The sequence below is a fragment of the Dietzia sp. 2505 genome, assembly GCF_040546785.1.
Lineage (GTDB): Bacteria > Actinomycetota > Actinomycetes > Mycobacteriales > Mycobacteriaceae > Dietzia.
In genome coordinates this window covers 181,857-203,604 of sequence record NZ_JBEPON010000003.1, presented here as the reverse complement: position 1 = coordinate 203,604, position 21,748 = coordinate 181,857, and the positions used below count along the sequence as shown (strand labels likewise).

General features: G+C 70.4%; 18 protein-coding genes. 8 read left to right on the top strand and 10 right to left on the bottom strand.

All coding sequences use genetic code 11. The features are described from left to right. Window positions 1-57 precede the first annotated feature (57 nt). From ABIE38_RS07830 to ABIE38_RS07805, 6 genes are read left to right on the top strand one after another with little or no spacing between them, the layout of a single operon-like run. The gene (locus ABIE38_RS07830; protein WP_354055562.1) at window positions 58-1,338 is read left to right on the top strand and encodes a D-arabinono-1,4-lactone oxidase; all 1,281 of its coding nucleotides are present in this window, start codon (window positions 58-60) and stop codon (window positions 1,336-1,338) included. Window positions 1,339-1,343: 5 nt separating this feature from the next. Further along, window positions 1,344-1,760 carry a sensory rhodopsin transducer gene (locus ABIE38_RS07825; RefSeq protein ID WP_354055106.1) on the top strand — a complete coding sequence of 139 codons (417 nt, stop codon included), beginning with the start codon at window positions 1,344-1,346 and terminating at the stop codon, window positions 1,758-1,760. Then, a complete protein-coding gene (locus tag ABIE38_RS07820; RefSeq protein WP_354055104.1) occupies window positions 1,744-3,852 on the top strand; it encodes an SDR family oxidoreductase in 2,109 nt (702 codons plus the stop codon). Before ABIE38_RS07825 ends, ABIE38_RS07820 begins: the two co-directional genes overlap by 17 nt. Before the next feature lie 2 nt (window positions 3,853-3,854). Further along, window positions 3,855-5,753, top strand: a complete 1,899-nt coding sequence (locus ABIE38_RS07815; RefSeq protein WP_354055102.1) for a glycoside hydrolase family 15 protein — start codon at window positions 3,855-3,857, stop codon at window positions 5,751-5,753. Beyond that, the gene (locus tag ABIE38_RS07810; RefSeq protein ID WP_354055100.1) at window positions 5,753-6,715 is read left to right on the top strand and encodes a TIGR03885 family FMN-dependent LLM class oxidoreductase; all 963 of its coding nucleotides are present in this window, start codon (window positions 5,753-5,755) and stop codon (window positions 6,713-6,715) included. Before ABIE38_RS07815 ends, ABIE38_RS07810 begins: the two co-directional genes overlap by 1 nt. Window positions 6,716-6,746: 31 nt before the next feature. Continuing rightward, window positions 6,747-7,223, top strand: coding sequence for a hypothetical protein (locus ABIE38_RS07805; RefSeq protein ID WP_354055098.1), 477 nt, complete (start codon window positions 6,747-6,749; stop codon window positions 7,221-7,223). Between the two features lie 113 nt (window positions 7,224-7,336). Here the strand turns inward: ABIE38_RS07805 and ABIE38_RS07800 are convergent, their stop codons facing one another. After that, window positions 7,337-7,507, bottom strand: a complete 171-nt coding sequence (locus tag ABIE38_RS07800) for a hypothetical protein (protein WP_182610057.1) — start codon at window positions 7,505-7,507, stop codon at window positions 7,337-7,339. A gap of 261 nt (window positions 7,508-7,768) precedes the next feature. On the opposite strand from ABIE38_RS07800, the gene ABIE38_RS07795 reads away from it, so the two are divergent. Continuing rightward, complete coding sequence (locus tag ABIE38_RS07795; RefSeq protein WP_354055096.1) at window positions 7,769-8,623, top strand: PhzF family phenazine biosynthesis protein; 855 nt, start codon at window positions 7,769-7,771, stop codon at window positions 8,621-8,623. Between the two features lie 50 nt (window positions 8,624-8,673). Here the strand turns inward: ABIE38_RS07795 and ABIE38_RS07790 are convergent, their stop codons facing one another. From ABIE38_RS07790 to glnT, 7 genes are all read right to left on the bottom strand, one after another. After that, entirely contained in the window at window positions 8,674-9,918 is a 1,245-nt protein-coding gene (locus tag ABIE38_RS07790; protein ID WP_354055094.1) for an NAD(P)/FAD-dependent oxidoreductase, read from the bottom strand. Window positions 9,919-9,947: 29 nt separating this feature from the next. Further along, window positions 9,948-11,204, bottom strand: a complete 1,257-nt coding sequence (locus ABIE38_RS07785; protein WP_354055092.1) for an allantoate amidohydrolase — start codon at window positions 11,202-11,204, stop codon at window positions 9,948-9,950. 175 nt (window positions 11,205-11,379) lie between these two features. Beyond that, a complete protein-coding gene (locus ABIE38_RS07780) occupies window positions 11,380-12,036 on the bottom strand; it encodes a helix-turn-helix domain-containing protein (RefSeq protein WP_354055560.1) in 657 nt (218 codons plus the stop codon). A gap of 96 nt (window positions 12,037-12,132) precedes the next feature. Further along, window positions 12,133-13,515, bottom strand: coding sequence for an FMN-binding glutamate synthase family protein (locus ABIE38_RS07775; protein ID WP_354055090.1), 1,383 nt, complete (start codon window positions 13,513-13,515; stop codon window positions 12,133-12,135). Between the two features lie 33 nt (window positions 13,516-13,548). Beyond that, window positions 13,549-14,298 carry a GltB/FmdC/FwdC-like GXGXG domain-containing protein gene (locus tag ABIE38_RS07770; RefSeq protein WP_354055088.1) on the bottom strand — a complete coding sequence of 250 codons (750 nt, stop codon included), beginning with the start codon at window positions 14,296-14,298 and terminating at the stop codon, window positions 13,549-13,551. A 37-nt stretch (window positions 14,299-14,335) separates the two neighbouring features. Beyond that, on the bottom strand, window positions 14,336-15,232 hold the full coding sequence (locus ABIE38_RS07765; protein WP_354055086.1) for a class II glutamine amidotransferase domain-containing protein: 897 nt from the start codon (window positions 15,230-15,232) through the stop codon (window positions 14,336-14,338). A gap of 75 nt (window positions 15,233-15,307) precedes the next feature. Further along, window positions 15,308-16,600 (bottom strand): type III glutamate--ammonia ligase, encoded by a 1,293-nt coding sequence (glnT, locus tag ABIE38_RS07760; protein WP_354055558.1) that lies wholly within the window; start codon window positions 16,598-16,600, stop codon window positions 15,308-15,310. A gap of 404 nt (window positions 16,601-17,004) precedes the next feature. Between glnT and ABIE38_RS07755 the strand changes: the two genes are divergently transcribed. Then, window positions 17,005-18,408, top strand: coding sequence for an ammonium transporter (locus ABIE38_RS07755; RefSeq protein WP_354055084.1), 1,404 nt, complete (start codon window positions 17,005-17,007; stop codon window positions 18,406-18,408). 94 nt (window positions 18,409-18,502) lie between these two features. Here the strand turns inward: ABIE38_RS07755 and pntB are convergent, their stop codons facing one another. Beyond that, on the bottom strand, window positions 18,503-19,927 hold the full coding sequence (gene pntB / locus ABIE38_RS07750) for a Re/Si-specific NAD(P)(+) transhydrogenase subunit beta (RefSeq protein WP_354055083.1): 1,425 nt from the start codon (window positions 19,925-19,927) through the stop codon (window positions 18,503-18,505). 5 nt (window positions 19,928-19,932) lie between these two features. Next, entirely contained in the window at window positions 19,933-21,516 is a 1,584-nt protein-coding gene (locus tag ABIE38_RS07745; protein WP_354055556.1) for a Re/Si-specific NAD(P)(+) transhydrogenase subunit alpha, read from the bottom strand. Between the last annotated feature and the right edge of the window lie 232 nt (window positions 21,517-21,748).

Genomic DNA, 21,748 nt, shown 5'->3' with positions numbered 1-21,748 from the left:
CGTCCCCCGTGGCCCACCCGTACCGTGGCACTACGGAGTAACCGGAGGTGAAGTCACATCGAGTCGGAGAAGTTCACCAACTGGTCCGCGAGCGTCGAGTTCACGCCCCGGTCCCGGATTCGCGCGAAGGACAGCGCCGAGGTGGTGTCAGCCGTCCGCCAGGCGCGCGAGCACGGGCGGTCCGTCAGGCCGGTGGGGTCCGGCCACTCCTCGATGCCGCTGGTGGCCACGGACGACGTGCTCCTCTCGGTCGACGAACTGTCGGGGGTCGAGGCCACCGACCCCGCGCGCGGTCTCGCGACCGTGCTCCCCGGAACGCCACTGGCGGACCTGGGCGCGGCACTCCGTGAGTACGGACTGGGGCTGGAGAACCTCGGGGACGTCGACTACCAGTCCATCGCCGGCGCGATCGGCACCGGAACCCACGGGACCGGAGCGCGCCTGGGCAACCTCTCCTCCACCCTCGTCGGGGGAACACTGGTCACGGGAACGGGCGACGAGGTCTCGTTCGGGCAAGACGCCGGCGCCACCGAGGAGAACCGCGGGGATAGCGCTCACCGGCGACCCGGGGGCGTTGCCGACGACGACCTGGCGAGAGCGGCGCAGGTCTCGTTGGGGGCGTTGGGGGTGTTTACCCGCATGACGCTGCGCGTCCGTCCGTACTACGAACTGCATCGCCGGAACTGGATGACCCATATCGATTGGGTACTGGACAACTACGCCGAACTGGTCGACTCGCACCGCCACATGGACTTCTACTGGTATCCGCGGAGCGACCTTGCCCAGGTGCGACTGCTCGACGAGCCGGGGCGGGAGCCGGATCTCCGGCCGCCCCCCGGCACTCTCAAGACCGAGGAGACCGGACCCGCGTACGAGATCCTTCCCAACGACCGGCACCTGCTGTTCGAGGAGATGGAGTACGCGCTACCGCTGGACACCACGTTGGCGGCGTTTCGCCGGGCAAGGCAGCGGATCAAGGCACGACACCGGTCGATCGTGGGATGGCGCGTCCTGGTCCGGACGGTGGCTGCCGACCACGGATTCCTCAGCCCGTTCCACGGGCGCCCGTCGATGACCATCGCCCTCCTACAGAACGCCTCCCTGCCCCACGAGGAGTACTTCTCGGACATGGAGCCGCTGTTCCTCGAGCACGACGGCAGGCCCCACTGGGGTAAGAAGCACCACCTGGGCGCCGACGAGCTCGCGGCGAGGTATCCGGAGTGGGACGAGTTCTCCCGCGTCCGGCAGCGTCTCGACCCGGACGGTGTCTTCCTGAATGATCATCTGCGCGAACTACTGGTGACGGGGGCAGGCCCCGCTGCACCGGGAGGGCGGTGAGACCCATGACCGATAGGCGATCAGAAGCGACCGGGAGCACCCGGTGGTCGTTCTCCTCGGGATGGATCCCCGAACAGAGCACCGGCCACGAGCCCGAGTTCACGAGCCGGGTGGAACTACGTCTGCTCAACACCGCCGCCGAGGACGCCTGTGTCCGGGTGACCATCTTTCACGAGGACCGCGAGCCGGTGGGGCCGTACGAGATCCTCGTCTCTCGGCGCCGGGTGCGTCATCTCCGCGTCAACGACCTCATCGACCCGGAGGCGGTTCCGCTGGGGCGCCCCTTCGGGGTGGTGCTGGACAGCGATGTGCCCGTTGTGGCAGAGCTCGTCTACATCGACACCAGGAGAGACCACCTCGCCGTCACCTCGCTACCCGGATACTCCGGGCATCCCGGTGGCTCCGGTGGACCCGCGAGCTAGCGCGTCCCGCCTGTTCGAGGGCGCGCGCCGCCGTGCGTCCGAGTCCTGGGCGAGGATCGCCCGATACGCCCCGACCCTGCTCCTCGCCGCGACGGCCGCCGGCCTCGCCTTCCTCCTCGCCGAGCTGGTGTTCGGCCCGCAGAACGCGGTCTTCGCGCCGATCGCGGCCGTCGTCGCGACCGGACTGTCCGCCGGGCAGCGCCGGGTCCGTGCGCTCGAGATCTCGACGGGTGTGCTCCTGGGGATCGTGGCCGCCGAGGCCCTGGCCCGGTGGTTCGGGGTCGGTGCGTGGCAACTGGCCGTCGCGGTGTTGTTGGCGACCACGGCCGCGGTCGCGTTCCGGGCGAGTGGCCTGCTCAGTAACCAGGCGGCGGTGGCGGCGGTGGTCGTGATGGTCCTGGTTCCCGTTCTGGAGACCGGCCCGTGGGTCAGGCTCGGGGACGCGGTGATCGGCGGTGCGGTGGCGGTGGTGCTGACCTCGGTGGTCCCCCACAATCCCCGCCACAGGGTCACCGCGGTCGCCGGCCGTCATCTGAACCGCTTCAGCTCCATTCTCACCGCCCTGCGGGACGACCTCGAGACCGGTTCGCTCTCCGGGGCCGAGCGGCGGCTGGAGGAGATGGACACCCTCGCCGCCGCTCGTCAGGAACTCATCGATGCCGCATCCGCCACGCGGGAACGCCTTCCCCTCGGCCCCGGTCGCACGCGGACCGAGCGGCGGCGGGCCCTTCAGGCCTCCGGGAGACTCGGGGACCGGGTCGTGTTGCTGGTCACCTCCGGGCGGGCACTGTGTCGAGCGGCGGCGAACCTGGTCCGCCACGGCGATCCGGTCGACCAGGCCGTCCTGGACGCGCTCGATCACCTGGTGTCCGCCGTGGACGAGCTCCGCCGCTGGACAGCCGGCGTCGGTGATGCCGAGCTCGTCCGTCGACTGGCCCTGGACTCCGCGATCTCGGCGTCCTCCACCTATGCCGCGCCCAGCACCCCGGCGATCGCCGTGGCCGTGGGGCAGATCCGGTCGGCCGTGATCGACCTCCTGCGGATCGTTGGGATGGAACAGTCCGAGGCGGTGGCCGTACTCGAGGCGGCTGCCGGTCGGGCTACCCGGCCTCCCGTCGGCCCTGTCATCTCCGGCCGTGGCGACCCGATGGCCGGTGGCGGATACGACAGCTTTACGTACGTTGGAGATATGAACACCACGAGCGATATCACACGGCGCGCCGAGGAGATGACGAACGACAGCGGCGGGTTTCCGCCCCAGGAGCAGCGGCCCCCCGGGCTCAGTTCCGAGATGACCCCGGTGCCCGATCACGGGGAACAGACCTACCGCGGATCAGGCAAGCTCCAGGGAATGAAGGCCCTGATTACCGGCGGGGACTCGGGGATCGGGCGGGCCGCGGCCATCGCCTACGCCCGCGAGGGAGCCGATGTGGCGATCTCCTACATGCCGGAGGAGGAGCCCGACGCCCAGGACACCCGGGGCTGGATCGAGGACGCGGGTCGGCGGGCGGTGCTCCTCCCCTGCGACCTGCGCGACGAGGCCCAGTGCCGTCAGATGGTCCGGGATGCCGCGGAGCAGCTCGGCGGTCTGGACGTCCTCGTCAACAACGCCGGTTACCAACATGCCCGCGGCGAGGGTCTGGAGACCATCGACAGCGAGAACATGGACCGGGTGTTCAAGACCAACCTCTACGCCACGATCTGGGCGAGCCAGGAGGCGTTGACCCACCTCGGGCCCGGGTCGTCGATCATCACCACCACGTCGATCCAGGCCTACCAACCGGCCCCGCCGCTGCTCGACTATGCGGCCACCAAGTCGGCCCTGAACAACCTCACCGTCAATCTCGCCTCCGAGCTCGGGTCCCGGGGCATCCGCGTGAACGCGGTCGCCCCCGGCCCCATCTGGACGCCGCTGCAGCCGGCGACCCAGCCCGGCGAGAAGCTCGAGGAGTTCGGATCGGACACCCCGCTCGGTCGCGCGGGACAGCCCGCCGAATGTGCGGGCGCGTTCGTCTTCCTCGCCTCGCCCGCCGACGCCGGTTACGTCTCGGGCACCGTGCTCGGGGTCACCGGCGGCAAGCCCGTCTTCTAGAGATGGCGGGCTCGACGCACAGCACCCCCCTCGAGGACTACGCACTGCTGTCCGACCTGCGAACCGGAGCACTGGTGTCGCGGGACGGGAGCATCGACTGGCTCTGCCTCCCCAGATTCGACTCCCCTGCCGTGTTCTCGGCCCTCCTCGGCGGCCCAGAGGACGGCCGGTGGTGCCTCTCCGTGGTCGACGGCCAGGTGATCGATCGCCGATACATCCCGGAGACCTTCGTGCTGGAGACGACCTGGCGGTCGCCGACCGGCACCGCCCGGGTGACCGACTGCCTCCTGCGCAGCGAGTCGCAGGGAGACCTGATCCGCCGGGTCGAGTGCCTCGACGGTGAGGTGACGGTCGAGCACGACCTGCGCCTCAGGTTCGACTACGCACGGGCCACGCCGTGGACCCGGGAGATCGCCAGGGACGGCCAGGACCGCGCGCTACTGGCCCTGGCGGGACCCGACGGCATCCTGGTCACCGGGCCGATGCTGCGGTGGCCGGACGAGGACGACGACTCGTCGCCCAGCGACGACACCCATGCCCGCGCCGCCGTTCCCGGTGACGAACAGTCCCAGGAAGGTGGCCGCGCCCGTCGACTCGAGGGGCTGTTCGATGTCCGCGCCGGAGAGCGGCTGGACTGGGACCTGACCTGGTTCCCGTCGCACGAGGAGGTCCCGGACCCGCCCGACGCCGACGAGACGATCGCGGCGACCATCCGGGCCTGGACCGACTGGTCGTCCCAGCTGGAGGTCGAGTGCGATCCCCAGCCCGAGGTGACCCGATCGCTCCTGGTCCTGCGGGCACTGACCAATCTGGACACCGGCGCCATCGTGGCAGCGCCGACCACCTCGCTGCCCGAGTACTTCGGCGGCGAGAGGAACTGGGACTACCGCTACACCTGGCTCCGCGACGCCGCCTTCACGATCGAGGTCGTGGTGGCGCACGGCCTCACCGAGGGGGCCGCGCTCTGGCGGGACTGGCTCCTGCGTGCGGTCGCCGGTGACGTCGACGACGTCAAGATCATGTACGGCCTGGGCGGGGAACGCCAGTTGATCGAGATGGAACTTGACCACCTCGACGGCTACGAGGACTCCCGGCCGGTGCGCATCGGCAACGGCGCCGCGGACCAGTACCAGGCGGACGTCGTGGGAGAGGTCATGATCGCCCTCCACGACCTACGTGAGGCCGGAGTACACGAGGACGAGTACACCTGGGGCCTGCAGAAGGGCCTCCTGCGCTACGCGGAGAAGCACTTCGACCGCGAGGACCACGGGATCTGGGAGATGCGGGGGTCCACCCACCACTTCACCCACGGGCGGGCCATGATGTGGGCCGCCTTCGACCGGGGCGTCCGCGCGGTCGAGGAACACGGGCTCGACGGGCCCGTCGAACGGTGGCACGAGCTCCGCGCCCGACTGGCCGAGGAGATCGACGAGCACGGATTCGACGCCGAACTGGGCAGCTTCACCCAGACCTACGACAACTCCGAGGTCGACGCCTCCCTCCTGCAGCTGCCCCACACCGGATTCCTGGACTACGACGATCCCCGGATGCTCGGCACGGTGGCGTGTATCGAACGTGACCTCGTCACCGAGGAGGGTTTCGTCCACAGGTACCGGGTGGACAGCGGGATCGACGGCCTGGAGGGTGGCGAGTACCCGTTCGTCCTGTGCACCTTCTGGCTGGTCGAGCAGTATGCAGGGAGCGGCCGTATCGCCGATGCCCGGAGACTGATGGAGACCATGGTGTCCCGGGGCAGCGACCTCGGTCTGTTCTCCGAGGAGTTCGACCCGGCATCGGGCCGCCTGGCGGGGAACTTCCCCCAGGCGTTCAGCCACATCGGCTTGATCCGGGCGGCCGACGCCCTGCAGGCGGCCCGGAAGGGACGACAGGAAGGCGAATGATGACCACCTACGGATTCCACGCCTCGCACGAACAGATCTCCCCGGGCAGGTTGCTGCGCGACGTACAACAGGCCGAACGCGCGGGTTTCCGGATCGCGATGTGCTCCGACCACTTCTCACCCTGGTCGACGCGCCAGGGCCACTCGGGCTTCGCCTGGTCCTGGTTGGGCGCCGCGCTCGCCACCACCGACATGACGTTCGGCACCGTCTGCGCGCCCGGCCAGCGGTACCACCCCGCCGTCGTCGCCCAGTCGTCGGCGACGCTGGCCGAGATGTTCCCCGACCGCTTCTGGGTCGCCCTCGGCAGCGGCCAGAACATGAACGAGCACATCACCGGGGACAAGTGGCCCGACAAGGCCACCCGGCAGGCCCGCCTGGAGGAGAGCGTCGACGTCATCCGCCGCCTCCACCGCGGCGAGGAGGTCACCCACCACGGACTCGTCGACGTCGAGAACGCGCGGGTGTACTCGCTCCCGGAGACACCACCCCGGATCATGGGCCCGGCGCTCACCCCGGAGACCGCAGCGCGGGCGGCGCACTGGGCCGACGGGCTCATCACCATCAACGACGACCCCGACTCGGTCCGGCAGATCATCCGGTCCTACCGGACGGCCGGCGGCCGGGGGACACTCGCCCTGCAGGTCCACGTGGCGATCGAGGACACCATGAGCCGCGCGCGCGAGGTCGCCCGGGATCAGTGGCAGAACCACGCCGTGGACCCGCCGGTCGCCTACGATCTGCCCACCCCGGAGGAGTTCGACCTGGTCGCCCGGTACATCCCGGACGAGAAGATCGAGGAGACCGTGATCGTCACCGACTCGGTCGATCACCTCGTCGGTCGGCTCCGCGAGTTCGAGGAACTGGGGTTCGACGAGATCTACCTGCACCACGTCTCCCAGGACCAGGCCGGGTTCCTCGAGTTGGCCGAGCAGGAGCTGCTCCCGGCCCTCGCCCGCGGTTGACCTCCGGGACAGAAGACGTAACGTCGCCGGTATGGCCACTGAGTTGTTGCACACGTACATGCAAGACCACCACGCCGGAGCTGCCGCCGGGGTGGACCTGTTCAGGCGGGTGGCGAAGGACCACGAGGATCCTGAGATCCGTGCGGTCGTCTCCCGTATCGGCGACGAGACCGAGGACGACCTCCACACTCTCGAGGAGCTCATGACCCTGGCGGGGACGTCGCCGTCGGTCCTCAAGGACCTCCCGGCACGGGCCGGGGAGAAGCTCGGCCAGCTCAAGCCTAACCAGCGGTTCGCCCAGAGGTCGCCGCTCAGTGATCTCATCGAGCTGGAAGCGCTCACCATCGCGGTGCGGGGCAAGGAGCTGGGGTTCCGGGCACTGCTCGAGATCGGCGACCCGCGTCTGCCCCGGCCCACCCTGGAGGCACTGGTCGAGCGCGCGGTCGACCACGGCAAGGAGCTCGAGAAGCTGCGCCTGACGTGTACGGACGCGCTCCGCGAAAGCTGAACCCGGCTGCCTGCGCGGCGAGAGTCGACCCCCGCCGCGCGGGGGCCGACTCGTGCTTCGTGAGGCCGCCGGCCCGAAACGGGCCGTGAACTCGCGCTGCGGAGCGCCCGGGGTCAGACCAGCTCGGCGGAGCCGATGAGGCCCGCGGCACCGTTGACGGCGGTGCGGATCACGCCGACGACCGCCCCCAGGAAGTCCGTGCCGGCGTCGATGACACCGGAGCCGGTCGTGAAGGTGGTCGAGCCGAGCTGCAGGAGGCCGAGTCCTTGATCGATGCTGCCCATGATGTGATTCCTTTCGTCGTATGACGACGGCGGGCCCGTCGCCATCCGGGCTCGTCGTCCGGATGGGTTCGGAATCATCCGGACCGAGGGCCGACACCCACCGAGGGAGTGAGGGCTCCGCTCGATGTTGCCGGCACATACACCGTAACAAAGCTGCCGCACAAGTCCACCGCTCCAGGACGGCGCCCGTCCGTGAGGTGGCGCCCGGGCGCGCACGCTCTCCGATAGATCGCTCCGGCAGGTCGGGCGTACCGTCGGGGGATGAGGTTCTCGCAGGTCGACGTCTTCTCCCTCGTACCGTTCCGGGGCAATCCCCTCGCCGTGGTGCACGACGCGGACGGGTTGGCCGAAGCGGACATGGCGGCCATCGCCAACTGGACCAACCTGTCCGAGACGGCGTTCCTCCTCGAACCCACCTCGGCCGAGGCCGACTACCGGGTCCGGATCTTCACCCCGGCCGGGGAACTGCCGTTCGCCGGCCACCCCACCCTCGGTTCGTGCGCGGCGTGGCACCAGGCCGGAGGTCGGCCCCGGGTGCCCGGCAGGACCGTGCAGGAATGCGGGATCGGACTGGTCACCGTCCGCGACGAGGGGGCCGGGGACTGGTCATTCGTCGCTCCGGAGTTGCTCAGGTCGGGTCCCCTGGAGGAGTCGATGGTGGCGCGACTGGCGTCGGGGCTGGGGCTGAGCCGCGAGGACGTGGTGGACCATTCGTGGGTGGACAACGGTCCCGGTTCCTGCGCATTGCTCCTTCGCGACGCCGAGGCGGTTCTCGCTGTCAGGCCCGATGTTCAGGCCCTGGCCGGGGACCGCGTCGGGGTCGTCGGCCGCCACCCGACGGACCGGGAGGGTCCGGTCGAGGTCGAGGTCCGCTTCTTCCCCGTCTCGGCCGGCATCTCCGAAGACCCGGTGACCGGCAGTTTCCAGGCGGGGCTGGCGGTGTGGCTCACCGGCGACGGCACGCTGCCCCCGCGCTACACCGCCCGTCAGGGCACGGTGCTCGGACGGGAGGGGCGTGTGGGGATCGCCGCCGGATGTGACGACGCCCCCGGCACCGGGATCTGGGTGACCGGTCACGTGGCGCACCTCGTGGCCGGGGAGATCCGGGCGGGCTGACCGGAACGCGACAGCCTGCCAGGCGCACGCCTGGACCGGGACGGGACCGTTCAGCGCATCTCCCCCGCGCCCACATACGGGTTGAGGCTGGTGGTGGGCCTGCCCTCGGCGAATCGGGTGAAGCGGCAGTCCGCGGGGTCGACACCCGACATCGTCGTCGTCCCGTCGAGGAGCAACTCCGCGACCAGCCGACCGACCGCGGGCGCCATCTTGAACCCGTGCCCGGAGAAGCCGACCGCCAGGAACAGCCCGTCGAGCGGTGAGGGGCCGATCACCGGGTTGTAGTCGGGTGTGGTGTCGTACGCCCCGACGTAGCTGCCGGTGATCGTGGGGTCCGGCATGTCCGGCAGGCGGTGCATGAGCCGCTCCACGACCTTCTCGACGGTCGAGGTGTCCGCCCGGTTCGAGTAGTCGTCGGGGTCGATGTACTGAGGAGAGTGGTGGTCGGAGTTGCCGGCGAGGATCTCCCCGTTCGGCTCGCGGCACAGGTACTGCAGGCCCACCAGGTCCGACAGGGTGGGCACCTGATCCAGCGGTTCACCCTGATCCACCAGCACCAGTTGCGCACGCTGGGCCCGGACGGGGATGTCCAGACCGACGGTGGCGCCGAGCTGCGGCGCCCACACCCCGGTCGCGAGGATCACCTGCTCGGCGTACACCGTGGTGCCGTCGGCGAACTCGGCTCCGACCACCCGGTCACCGCGCCCCCGCACCAGCGCCGTGACCCGGGTGCTCTGCCGGACGCGGACCCCACGTCGGCGGGCGGCGGCGGCGAAGGCCATCCCGGTCATGTACGCCTCCCCGCGACCACCGCGCGGCTCCCACGCCGCCGCCGCCACGTCGTCGACGTTCAGCCCGGGCCACAACTCCGCCATCCGGTCCGGTGAGATGATCTCGGTCTCGATACCCAGGCTCTGCTGCATCGCGACGTTCGCCCGGAGCGGGATCACGTTCTCCTCTCCGACGATCACGGCGTACCCGCACTGGCGGAACGCCATGTCGTCGCCCAACAGCTCGGTGGCGTTCTCGAACACCGGGACGCTGTGCCAACTCAGGGCCGCCATGGTGGGCGAACCGTAGTGACAGCGGACGATGCCGCTGGACTTTCCCGTCATCCCGGAGCACAGGGTGTCCTTCTCCACCACGAGCACGTCGGTCTCGCCGCGCTCGGTCAGGTTCCAGGCGATCGACAGCCCCTCGAGGCCACCTCCGATGACGAGGAACTTCACTGTCTCGGTCCGTCGAGCTGTGTCGGTCGGGTGCGCTGTGTCGGTCGGGTGCGCTGTGTCTGTCATGGGGATCACTCTCTCGAGATGCGTGGTGGTCAGGTCGCGTCGGTCGCAGAGGGGTCATCGCAGGTGAGCAGGTCGGCGAGGACGTCGGCCAGGGCCTCGGCGCCCCGCTCGGCGTCGGCGTCCTCCACGTGCTCCTCCGGGGAGTGCGACACCCCGGAGGGGTTACGGACGAACAGCATGGCGGTGGGGACGTGCGCGGCCAGGACACCTGCGTCATGGCCGGCCCCCGTGGCCAGGACGGGGACGCCGGGCAGATCGTCGAGCAGTCGGTCGCGGAACGCCGGGTCGAAGGACACCGAACCGCTGAGCGACTCCTGCACGATCGTGCTCTCGCACCCCTCGTGTGCGGCGGCCATCGAGGCCGCCTCCGTGATCTCGTGGACGATCCGTGCGGTCACGGCGTCGTCGGGGTGCCGCACGTCCAGCCAGAGGTCGACCCGGGAGGCGATGACGTTGGTGCCGCCCGGGGTGGGAACGATCCGCCCGACGGTGGCCCGGGCGCCCCGGTACACGCGCGAGATCCGGCGGACGTCGAGGACGGTGCGGGAGGCCGGGATCATCGGGTCGCGGCGGTCCGCCAGCAGCGTGGTGCCGGCGTGGTTGCCCTGGCCGGTGAAGGTCAGCCGCCAGCGCCCGTGGCCGATGATCGACGAGGCCACCGCCACCGGGTTGCCCAGGTCGATCAGACCTCGACCCTGTTCCACGTGGAGTTCCACGAACCGTCCGATGCGCCGTAGCGCCTCCTCGTCACGCCCCAGGCGCGCCGGATCCAGCCCGTTGGCCGCGCACAGTTCGGCGTAGGTGGTGCCGTCGTCGTCGGTCAGTGCCGCGGCCGTGTCCGGGTCCATCGCCCCGGTGAGCAGCAGCGAACCCAGGCACGCGCGGCCGAACCTGGACCCCTCCTCCTCGGGGAAGACGGTCAGGGCCAGGGCCCGCCGAGGCCGCAGACCCCGGGCCCGGAGAAGGTCGACCGCCACCAGCGCCGAGGCCACGCCGAGAGGGCCGTCGAACGCCCCACCCCCGGGCACGGAGTCCAGGTGGCTGCCGGTGACGACCGCGTCCTCCAGCGGATGGCCGGCCGGATTCCACCAGGCCCAGATGATCCCGTTGCGATCGGTCTCGGTGTCCAGGCCTCGGGCGGCCGCCTCGGCCAGGAACCACTCGCGCAGCTCGACCTCGGCCACGGAGTAGACGGGGCGGCTGTATCCGCCCCTCGTCGGGTCGGTCCCGACACCCGCGATCGCGGACATCAGCGAGCTGACGGTGGTGGTGACCGATGTGGTCATGACGGGCTCCTCGGGGTGCGGGAGGGTGGGGACGATACGGGTGGGCCACGGCCCCGGTGGGGCGTCGTGAACAGGGCGTCGTGAACAGGGCGCCGTGAACGGGGCGCCGGGCGGGGTGGGCCGGACCAGGTGGTGCCGTGAGTGGTGGTGCCGCGGCTCCGCGGCACCGGGCGGGTCAGCCGTCGACGCCGTCGGGGTAGGCGGTCACCGAGAGGAACCGGATGGGCAGCTCGAGCATCGCCACCGGGCCGTGGACGCCCTCGCCGTCCAGGAGCAACGAATCCCCCGGGCGGAGGCGGTACTCGGACTCGGCATGGTGGTAGATCATGTCGCCGGAGAGCATGTAGAGCAGCTCGGTGCCCGGGTGCTGGAAGCGGGGATGCGCCTCCGACTCGGCGGTGAGCGTCACCAGCACCGGCTCGATGCGCTTGTTGGATCCCCGTAGCGCCCCGAGCAGCTCGTAGTCGTGACCCGCCGAGGTGCCGCGGCCGACGATCGTGGCGCCCTGCCCGTCAGGGGTGAACACCGCGTCACGCCTGGTGTCTGCGCCGCGGAGCAACGAGGTGACCGGGACGTCGAGGCCGGTGGCGAGTTTGGCGAGCATGTTCAGCGAGCACGAGGTCTGCGCGTTCTCGATCTTGGACAGCATCGCCTTGGAGATGCCGATCCGCTGGGACATCTCCGCCACCCCCATGCCCTCGGCCAGGCGCAGCCTGCGGACGTGGAAACCGATGATGCGCTCGAGATCGTTGCCGGTGGGCACATCCTCCGGGAGCTCACGCGGCGTCGCCTGGTGGACGACCCTCCGCGCGTCATCCCGGCCGACTCCCATGCCCTCGACGGTAGTCATCGTCTCGTCCCGGTGGAAGTGGGCACCCGCCGCCGGCGCGAGCCCGGTCGCGGTCCGGTCGTCCGACACGACGGTCACCTACAGTTCCCGTCCCGCGCGGCCGGGGATCCAGTCGGTCCCGGCCAACGGCACCCGCGCCATCGCGGCGGCCTCCATGGTCAACGCCACCAGGTCGTCCGGCTCCAGGTGGGTCAGGTGGGACTTTCCGCAGGCCCGGGCGATGGTCTGCGCCTCCATCGTGAGCACGTGCAGGTAGTTGGCGAGTCGTCGACCGGCGGCCTCCGGGTCCAGCCGGCGCGCCAGCTCGGGGTCCTGGGTGGAGATCCCGGCCGGGTCGCGGCCGTCCTGGAAATCGTCGTAGAACCCCGCCGCCGAGCCGAGCGTGCGGTACTCCTGCTCGTACCGGGGATCGTTGTCCCCCAATGCGATCAGTGCCGCCGTCCCGATCGCCACCGCGTCAGCCCCCAGGGCCATGGCCTTGGCCACGTCCGCGCCCGAGCGGATCCCGCCTGAGACGATCAGTTGAACCTTCCGGTGCAGGTCCATCTCCTGGAGGGCCTGCACGGCCTGCGGGATCGCGGCGAGGGTGGGGATGCCCACGTGCTCGATGAACACGTCCTGCGTGGCCGCGGTGCCGCCCTGCATGCCGTCCACGACCACCACGTCCGCACCCGCCTTCACCGCGAGCTTGACGTCGTAGTACGTGCGGGTGGCGCCGACCTTGACGTACACCGGCTTCTCCCAGCCGGTGATCTCGCGCAGCTCGAGGATCTTGATGGCGAGGTCGTCGGGGCCCGTCCAGTCCGGGTGTCGGCAGGCCGAACGCTGGTCGATCCCCTTGGGCAGGGTCCGCATCTGCGCCACCCGGTCGGAGATCTTCTGTCCGAGGAGCATGCCGCCGCCACCGGGCTTGGCGCCCTGGCCCAGGACCACCTCGATGGCGTCGGCCTTGCGGAGGTCGACGGGGTTCATCCCGTAACGCGAGGGGAGGTACTGGTAGACGAGCCTCGAGCTCTGGCCGCGCTCCTCCGCCGTCATGCCGCCGTCGCCGGTGGTCGTGGAGGTGCCCGCCGCGCTGGCCCCGCGACCGAGGGCCTCCTTTGCCTGCGCTGACAGGGCCCCGAAGCTCATCCCGGCGATGGTCACGGGGATGTCCAGGTGAAGAGGCGTCGAGGCGTGCCTGGTGCCCAGGGTGATGTCGGTGCCGCAGCGTTCGCGGTAGCCCTCGAGCGGATACCGGGACATCGAGGCGCCCAGGAACAGCAGGTCGTCGAAGTGCGGGACCTTGCGCTTGGCGCCCCATCCGCGGATGTCGTAGATCCCGGTCGCGGCGGCGCGCTGGATCTCGTGGATCACCGAACGGGGGAACGTGGCGGACTCGCGCAGGGTCGGGTCGACGGTTCCTGTGGGGATCTGCGGTGGGGAGGCCTGGTCGGATCGGGTGTGTCCGTCGAAGGGCATGTCTGGCTCCTGTGGGGGATGGCGGCGGGGCGGTCAGTAGGCGGAGGCGTTGTCCACGTCGAAGCTGTAGAGGGTGCGGGCGGAGCCGTAGCGCCGGAACTCCGTGGTCGAGACCCCGGTGACGCCCGCCCGGTCGAGCAGCTCCCCGAGTTCGGTGTGGTGCTCGGGCCGCATCTCCTTCTCGACGCAGTCGGCGCCGAGGGACTCGACCCGGCCCCGCACGTAGATGTGGACCTCGTAGAGGGAGTCACCGAGGGCGTCACCGGCGTCGCCCAGGACGACCAGGCGCCCGGCCTGGCCCATGAAGCAACTCATGTGGCCGATCGAGCCGCCGACGACGATGTCCACCCCTTTCATCGAGATCCCGCACCGGGCGCCGGCGTCTCCCTCGATCACCAGCAGCCCGCCGTGGGCCGTCGCCCCGGCGGACTGGGAGGCCGACCCGGTGACCCGCACCGTCCCGGACATCATGTTCTCGGCCACCCCGACCCCCACGTTCCCGTTGACCGTGATGTGGGCGCCGTCGTTCATCCCCGCGGTGTAGTACCCGGTGGGACCGTCGATCACGACCTCGTCCGGCTCCTCCAGGCCCACGGCGAGCGCGTGCGCCCCCCTGGGACCGGTGAGCAGGTACCTGCCGGTGCCGTCGGAGGCCTGGAGGATCCTGTTGGTCTCACGCAACCCGGTCTCCCGGACGTCGATCACGTGCGGGGCGGTGGTCGGTGCGTCGCCGAGGGGTCCGAGATCCTGCGGTGCGAAGGCCTGTGCCGGCGTGATGGTCATCGTTCTTCCTTCCTGGTGGGCGGTTCAGCGGGCAGAGTCAGCGGCGCCAGTGGTACACGCGGCCCGGCTCGGGCTCGTAGAGGTGTGCCTGGTCGATGCCCGGCAGGTGCGCCATCGCCCGGTACTCCGAGGCCATGGCCACGTAGCGGTCGGTCTCGGCGATCACCGCGGGCTTGCAGGCGATCGGGTCACGTACCACCGCGAACTCCTCGGCCGTGGACACCAACAGGGTGTAGAAACCGTCGAGCACGCCGGCCATCTCCGCCAGTGCCTGGTCGATCTCCGCACCGCGGGCGATCTGCTCCGCCACGAAGCGCGCGGCCACCTCGGTGTCGTTGAGGGTGTCGCAGTGGATGTCGCGACGGGCCAGTTCGCGGCGCACCGAGGCGTGGTTGGAGAACGAGCCGTTGTGGACGATGCACTGGTCGGGACCCACGGAGAAGGGGTGCGAGCCGGCCGGGGTGACGGCGGACTCGGTGGCCATGCGGGTGTGCCCCACGCCCTGCCATCCCGAGGCCCCCGGTAGGCCGAAACCCGCGGCCAGTTCGAGTGGCAGGCCGACGCCCTTGAGCACGGCGAGCTCGCTGCCCAACCCGACCAGGACCGCCTCGGGTACCGCGGTGCGGACGGCGGAGGCCAGGGTCTCGGGGTCGGTCCCGGCGGACAGGAGCACGGTGGCACCCAGCTCGCGACCCGACACCTCGCACCCCAGGTGGGTGCCGACACGCGAGGCCACCGCCGGCGCGTCGACGCCGTCGGCCAGCACGGTGACGGTGGCCGATCCGGCCGGGGTCCAGTCGGGGTTGCCGTAGACGGCGACGCCGGCCGAGTCCGAACCGCGGTCGGTCATCTCACCGAGCATGGTGGTGAGCAGGTCGCCGAGCCGGGGTTCGAGCTCCGGGTCGCGCAGGTGGAGTCCGACGATGCCGCACATGGGGTTCTCCTGGTGAGGTCGGGGGAAGGGTGTGGAGGGAGTCGAGCCGGGCGCCGGCAGAGCCGCCGCCGCGCGTCACAGCGCGGTGAGGTACTCGTCGATCTCCCATTGGGTGACGGTGTTGTGCCAGGAGATGAACTCCTCGCGTTTGAGGTCGGCGTAGTACTCGGCCACCCCGTCGCCACCGATGTCCAGTGCGGCGCGGACGACCTCGTCCCGGCCCAACTCCTCCACGGCGTGCAGCAGGGTCGGCGGCAACGTGTGGGTGGCCTCGCCGACCGTGGCCGGCACGCCGGGGTCGAGATCCCGCCGCACTCCGTCGAGACCGGCGGCCAGCTGCACCGCCACGGCCAGGTAGGGGTTGGCCGAGCCGTCGCCTCCGCGGAGCTCGACGCGGTTCCCGTCGGGGACACGCAGGTAGTGCGTGCGGTCGTTCCCGCCGTAGGTCGCGTCCGTGGGCGACCACGTGGCCCCCGATGCGGTCGTGCGTGCACCTATACGTTTGTAGGAGTTGATGGTGGGGCACAGGACCGCGTGCATGCCGGCGGCGTGGGTGAGGACGCCGGCGATGAACGAGTACGCGGTGGGCGAGAGCCCCAGTCCGTACCGGTCGTCGCCGACGGCGGGGAACACCGGGTCGCCGTCGCGCCACAGGGACATGTGCAGGTGCATCCCCGACCCGGTGCGGTCGGAGAACGGCTTGGGCATGAAGGTGGCGATCATGTCGCGCTGTTCGGCCAGCATGGAGATGATGTAGCGCAGCGTCATGACCCGGTCGGCGGTGACCATCGCCTCGTCGTAGGCGAAGTTCTGCTCGAACTGCCCGTTGCCGTCCTCGTGGTCGTTGGCGTAGTTGGCCCAGCCGAGCACGTTCATCGCGTCCGAGACCCCGGCGAGGTGCTCGAACATGCGGGTCACTCCCCGGGCGTCGTAGCACGGGTGGGACTCGTCGTCCTTGGGATCGGCGGTGCACAGCGAACCGTCGGCGTTCTTCCGGACCAGGAAGTACTCGACCTCCGCCCCCACCTTGAGTTCGAGCCCGTCGGTGGCCGCGTCGGCGAGCATCCGTCCCAGGATGACGCGCGGCGCGAAGCGCCACGGCTCCCCGCTCACCCAGGGGTCGCAGTGCACCAGGGCCAGTCCGGGCTTGATGAAGTCGAGGGTGGTGAAAGAGCGGGCGTCGGGGACGACGAGGAGGTCGGGGTCCCTGGGCTGTTGGCCGATCGCGTCGGCGGCGTAACCGGCGAAGCCCAGCTCCCCGGCCTCCAGTTGGTCGACCGCGGAGGCCGGGACGAGCTTGGCGCACGGCTTCCCCCGGAGGTTGGTGAACACGGCCAGGACGAATCGCGTCCCGGAGTCCGCGACCATCCGGGCGAGGGCGCCGGGCGCGCTCTCGGTCTCCCGGGCGGCGCCGAGCGTCGGGAACGACGACTGTCTGGTCTCGCCGTTCGCACGGTCTACGACCCCGACGGAGGGGTCTGCGGTGACTGTCATGACGTCTCCTGATCCGAGGGTTTCTGCGTGGTGGTCACAATATACTGCGGTTAAACCCCCGGCTGGTTACCGCGATGTAACGGGATTCGGCAGGCGAAAAGTCTCGCCTAACTGCGTACTTCGCTCGACTCTCGCCGCAGGACACGGCGCGCCTCCGCGCCGGTAACCGAATGGAAACGATCGCGGCACCTTCCGGTAAGCAACACCGGATCACACTGTGAAACGCACGATCCCCACGTCGCCCCGCTCGGGAGTGGCCTCACAGAGAAGAGAGAGACATGGACGTAGCCATAGCGGCGGCCGACACCGCCTGGGTGCTCGCGGCCATGGTCGCGGTGGCCTTCATGGTCCCCGGCCTGGCCCTGTTCTACGGCGGCATGGTCAGCATCCGCAGCACGCTCAACATGATGATGATGACGATCGGCGCGGTCGCCGTGATGGCCGTGCTGTGGGTCCTCATCGGCTACTCGCTGACCTTCGGCGACTCGGTCGGGGGCGCCGGTGTGTTGGGCGATCCGCTCGAGTACCTGGGCCTCAGGGGCATCATGGCCGAGCCCGAGACCCCCGGCCTGCCGCCCGCCCTGTTCGCCGGGTTCCTCCTGCTCTTCGCGGGGATCACCGTCGCCCTCGTGGCCGGCGGGGTGGCGGACCGGATGCGCTTCTCCACCTGGTTGGTCTTCGCCATCGTGTGGCCGGTGCTGGTGTTCTTCCCCGTGGCCCACTGGGTGTTCGCCTTCGACTCCGACGACGGTTCGGTCACGGGCGGGTGGATCGCCAACAACCTGGGGGCCATCGACCTCGCGGGCGGCACCGCCATCCACATCAACGCAGGTGTGGCGACGCTGGCCCTGGTGCTGGTGCTCGGTCGACGAGCCGGCTTCCCGACGATCAGCAGACCGCACAGCGTCCCCCTGACCTTCCTCGGCGCCGGCATGCTCTTCGCCGGCTGGATCGGCTTCAACGCCGGCTCCGCCGTCGCCGCGGGCAACACGGCCGCAGTGGCCGCGCTCAACACCGTCGTCGCCGGCCTGTGTGGCGCCCTGGCCTGGATGATCACCGAGCAGGTCCGCGCCAAGCACCCCACGACCCTCGGCGTGGCCTCCGGGCTCGTGGCCGGGCTGGTGGGCATCACCCCGGCCGCCGCCGCGGTCAGCCCACTCGGCGCCATCGCGATCGGCCTGATCTGCGGCGTGGTCTGCCACTACGCGGTGGGCCTGAAGTACCGCCTCGGCTACGACGACTCCCTCGACGTGGCCGGGCTGCACATGGTCGCGGGCATCATCGGCACCCTGCTCATCGGTGTGATCGCCGACCCCGCCTCCCCCGTCGGCGAGGCCGGACTGCTGTTCGGCGGCGGGTTCGGTCAGCTCGGGGCCCAGGCCCTGGCCACGGCGGCGGTGCTCGCCTACTCCTTCACCGTCACGCTGCTCATCGCCTTCGTCCTGGACAAGACGATGGGCCTGCGGGTGACCGAGGAGGACGAGCGGGAGGGCCTGGACAAGGTCTACCACCGCGAGATGGCCTACTTCCAGGACGCGCTCGAGGGCGACGGACTCGGCACCGACGCCGTGGTCGCCACCGAGAACGAGGAGCCGGAGGCGGCCACCGCGTCCCCGCCCACGCCCTCGACCACGCCCTCGACCGCGCCCTCGACCGCGCCCTCGCCCACCTCCTCGACCTAGTCAGCCCGATCGATCGTTCATCCCGAACAGCGACGAGGAGGCGGTCCCGCGTGAGACCGCCTCCTCGTCGTCGTACCGGGTTCTCCGGCCGCTTCTAGCGGCCCACCCCCACCGGCTGCTCCTTGAGAGCGCCCAGGATGTCGTCGACCCGGTCCTTGGCGTCGCCGAACAGCATCTGGGTGTTGTCGCGGAAGAACAGCGGATTCTGCACGCCGGCGTACCCGGCGGCCATGGACCGCTTGAACACGATCACCTCGGCGGCGTCCCACACGTGGAGCACGGGCATGCCGGCGATAGGGCTGCCCGGGTCCTCGGCGGCATCCGGGTTGACGGTGTCGTTGGCGCCGATCACCAGGACCACGTCGGTGCCGGTGAAGTCGTCGTTGATCTCGTCGAGCTCGAACACGATGTCGTACGGCACCTTGGCCTCGGCCAGCAGCACGTTCATGTGCCCGGGCAGGCGACCGGCGACGGGGTGGACGGCGAAGCGGACGTCCACGCCCCGCTCGCGCAGGGTCCGGGTGAGATCGGCGACGGGGTACTGCGCCTGCGCGACGGCCATGCCGTAACCCGGGGCGATGATCACCTTCGAGGCCCCCGCCAGCAGCTCGGCGGCGCCGGCGACGTCGATCTCGCTGTGCTCACCGTGGTCCTTGCCCTCGCCCGAGGCGGCCTCGATGCCGAAGCCACCCAGGATGACCGAGAAGAACGACCGGTTCATCGCCTTGCACATGATGTAGGACAGGTAGGCACCCGACGAGCCGACCAGCGCACCGGTGACGATGAGCAGGTCGTTGCCGAGCAGGAAGCCCGTCGCGGCGGCGGCCCACCCGGAGTACGAGTTGAGCATCGAGACCACGACCGGCATGTCTCCGCCGCCGATGCTGGCCACCAGGTGCCAGCCCAGGGCCAGCGCCAGGACCGTGACCACGGCGAGCATCCACAGCGCCGGGGTGACGACGAACGCCGCGGTGAGCGCGATGAACGCCACCAGGATCCCGGCGTTGATGAGGTTCTTGCCCGGCAGCACCAGCGGCGCGGACTTCATCTTCCCCGAGAGCTTGAGGTAGGCCACGATCGAGCCGGTGAAGGTGATGGCGCCGATGAACACCCCGATGAACACCTCCGCGTGGTGGATGTCCAGCAGCGAGCCGGTGAGCTCGCCGTGCAGCTCGGGCTCGAGGTAGCCGTTCCAGCCCACCAGCACGGCGGCCAGGCCCACGAAGGAGTGCAGCAGGGCGATCAGCTCGGGCATCTCGGTCATCTGCACCCGGCGGGCGCGCAACAGCCCCAGGGTCGCGCCGATGAGCACCGCCACCACCATGAGGACGATGCCGATGGTGGCGGGCTGGTGGTCGATCACCAGCGCGACGGTGGCCAGAAGCGCCAGCGCCATGCCGGCGATGCCGAAGCTCAGGCCCCGACGGGCGGTCTCGTGCTTGGACAGGCCGGCCAGGGACATGATGAACAGCAGCGCGGCGACGAGGTAGGCCGCGTTGGCGGCGGTCACGAGTGACATCTCCTTCAGGCTCCCTTCGAGAACATGCCGAGCATGCGGCGCGTCACGGCGAAGCCGCCGAAGACGTTGATGGACGCGACGAGGATCGCGATGGTGGCCAGGACGAGGCCGGCGGTGTTGTCGATCCCGATCTGCAGTAGCGCGCCCACGACGATCACGCCGGAGATCGCGTTGGTCACCGACATCAGCGGTGTGTGCAGCGCGTGGTGGACGTTGCCGATCACGTAGTAGCCGATCACGATGGCCAGGACGAACACGGTGATGTGGCGCGGGATGTCACCCGGTGCGACGGCCGTGAGCAGGAGCAGCAGCGCCATTCCGGTGGCGATCAGCCCGAGCTTGGCGCCGGGAGACATCTTTTTCTTCTCCGCGGGGGGCTCGAGCGGGGAGGCGGCCGCCGCCGCGGGGGCGGCGCTGACCTGCACCGGCGGGGGCGGCCACATGATCTCGCCGCCCCTGGCCACGGTCACCCCGCGCTGGACCACGTCGTCCAGATCCAGTGCCCACCGGCCGTCCTTGTCCGGGGTGACGAGCTTGGTGAGGTTGACGAGGTTGGTGCCGTACAGCTGCGAGGCCTGCGCGGGCAGCCGCCCGGCGAGATCGGTGTACCCGATGATCGTCACGCCGTTCTCTGTCACCACAACCTCATCGGCGACGCTGCCCTCGACGTTGCCGCCCTGGGCGGCGGCCATGTCCACGATGACCGAGCCGCGCTTCATCGACGCCACATCCGCGGCGGTGAGCAGGCGCGGGGCCGCCCGGCCCGGGATCAGCGCGGTGGTGATGACGATGTCGACGTCGGCCGCCTGGGCCGAGTACAGGGCCGCAGCCGCGCGGTCGTAGGCCTCGCTGGTGGCCTTGGCGTAGCCGTCCGTGGAGACGACCTTCTCCTCATCCGGGACCTCGACGGGCAGGTACTCGCCGCCGATCGACTTGACCTGGTCGGCCACCTCGGGCCGCGGATCGGTGGCCCGGACGATCGCCCCGAGGCTGCTGGCCGCACCGACCGCCGCCAGACCGGCGACCCCGGCACCGGCCACCAGCACCTTGGCCGGTGGGACCTTGCCCGCCGCGGTGACCTGGCCGGTGAAGAACCGGCCGAAGTGGTGGGCGGCCTCGATCACGGCGCGGTAGCCGGCGATGTTGGCCATCGAGCTGAGCACGTCCATCGACTGAGCGCGGGAGATGCGCGGGACCGCGTCCATCGCCAGCGCGGTGACCCCGCGCTCGGCCAGGACGGACAGCAGCCGCTCGTTCTGTGCGGGCGCCAGCAGGCCGACGAGGGTCGCCCCGGACCGCATCCGGGCCACCTCGGACTCCGTGGGCACCGCGACCTTCAGCACCACGTCGCCCGACCAGGCCACGTCACCGGAGACCAGGTCGGCGCCGGACTCGGCGTAGGCGGAGTCGGAGAACTCGGCGCGGGCCCCGGCCCCGTTCTCCACCACCACCCGGTAGCCCAGGCCGATCAACTTGGCGACGGTCGCCGGCGTGGCGGCCACCCGCCTCTCCGCGGGATCGGACTCGGCGACCACGCCGATCACCGAGGGGGCGTCCGCGGGGTCCCGGATGTCGGTCTCCGGGGTCATATCGGGGATCTCTTCGAGGCTCGAGGCCATGTGGGGGTTCCTTCGACAGCGTTGTGGAGAGCCGACGCGCGTGCGCCGACCCAGACAATGTCCGTTCATTACATCGTGTTCGGGTCCCGGGGTGGGATCATCCGCTGATCGAGCCGGGCACCGATGGGGATCCGAGCTGTGGGATGCGGGCTCACCGGTGGCGCGGGCGAGAGGGTGATCTCCGCTCCGTCCACCATGAGGA

Excerpts from the sequence above, each read along its gene's own strand:
- ABIE38_RS07825 (WP_354055106.1), top strand. The coding sequence starts at position 1,344 with ATGACCGATAGGCGATCAGAAGCGACCGGGAGCACCCGGTGGTCGTTC.
- ABIE38_RS07815 (WP_354055102.1), top strand. The coding sequence starts at position 3,855 with ATGGCGGGCTCGACGCACAGCACCCCCCTCGAGGACTACGCACTGCTG.
- ABIE38_RS07810 (WP_354055100.1), top strand. The coding sequence starts at position 5,753 with ATGACCACCTACGGATTCCACGCCTCGCACGAACAGATCTCCCCGGGC.
- ABIE38_RS07805 (WP_354055098.1), top strand. The coding sequence starts at position 6,747 with ATGGCCACTGAGTTGTTGCACACGTACATGCAAGACCACCACGCCGGA.
- ABIE38_RS07800 (WP_182610057.1), bottom strand. The coding sequence starts at position 7,507 with ATGGGCAGCATCGATCAAGGACTCGGCCTCCTGCAGCTCGGCTCGACC.
- ABIE38_RS07795 (WP_354055096.1), top strand. The coding sequence starts at position 7,769 with ATGAGGTTCTCGCAGGTCGACGTCTTCTCCCTCGTACCGTTCCGGGGC.
- ABIE38_RS07790 (WP_354055094.1), bottom strand. The coding sequence starts at position 9,918 with ATGACAGACACAGCGCACCCGACCGACACAGCGCACCCGACCGACACA.
- ABIE38_RS07785 (WP_354055092.1), bottom strand. The coding sequence starts at position 11,204 with ATGACCACATCGGTCACCACCACCGTCAGCTCGCTGATGTCCGCGATC.
- ABIE38_RS07780 (WP_354055560.1), bottom strand. The coding sequence starts at position 12,036 with ATGGGAGTCGGCCGGGATGACGCGCGGAGGGTCGTCCACCAGGCGACG.
- ABIE38_RS07775 (WP_354055090.1), bottom strand. The coding sequence starts at position 13,515 with ATGCCCTTCGACGGACACACCCGATCCGACCAGGCCTCCCCACCGCAG.
- ABIE38_RS07770 (WP_354055088.1), bottom strand. The coding sequence starts at position 14,298 with ATGACCATCACGCCGGCACAGGCCTTCGCACCGCAGGATCTCGGACCC.
- ABIE38_RS07765 (WP_354055086.1), bottom strand. The coding sequence starts at position 15,232 with ATGTGCGGCATCGTCGGACTCCACCTGCGCGACCCGGAGCTCGAACCC.
- glnT (WP_354055558.1), bottom strand. The coding sequence starts at position 16,600 with ATGGTCGCGGACTCCGGGACGCGATTCGTCCTGGCCGTGTTCACCAAC.
- ABIE38_RS07755 (WP_354055084.1), top strand. The coding sequence starts at position 17,005 with ATGGACGTAGCCATAGCGGCGGCCGACACCGCCTGGGTGCTCGCGGCC.
- pntB (WP_354055083.1), bottom strand. The coding sequence starts at position 19,927 with ATGTCACTCGTGACCGCCGCCAACGCGGCCTACCTCGTCGCCGCGCTG.
- ABIE38_RS07745 (WP_354055556.1), bottom strand. The coding sequence starts at position 21,516 with ATGACCCCGGAGACCGACATCCGGGACCCCGCGGACGCCCCCTCGGTG.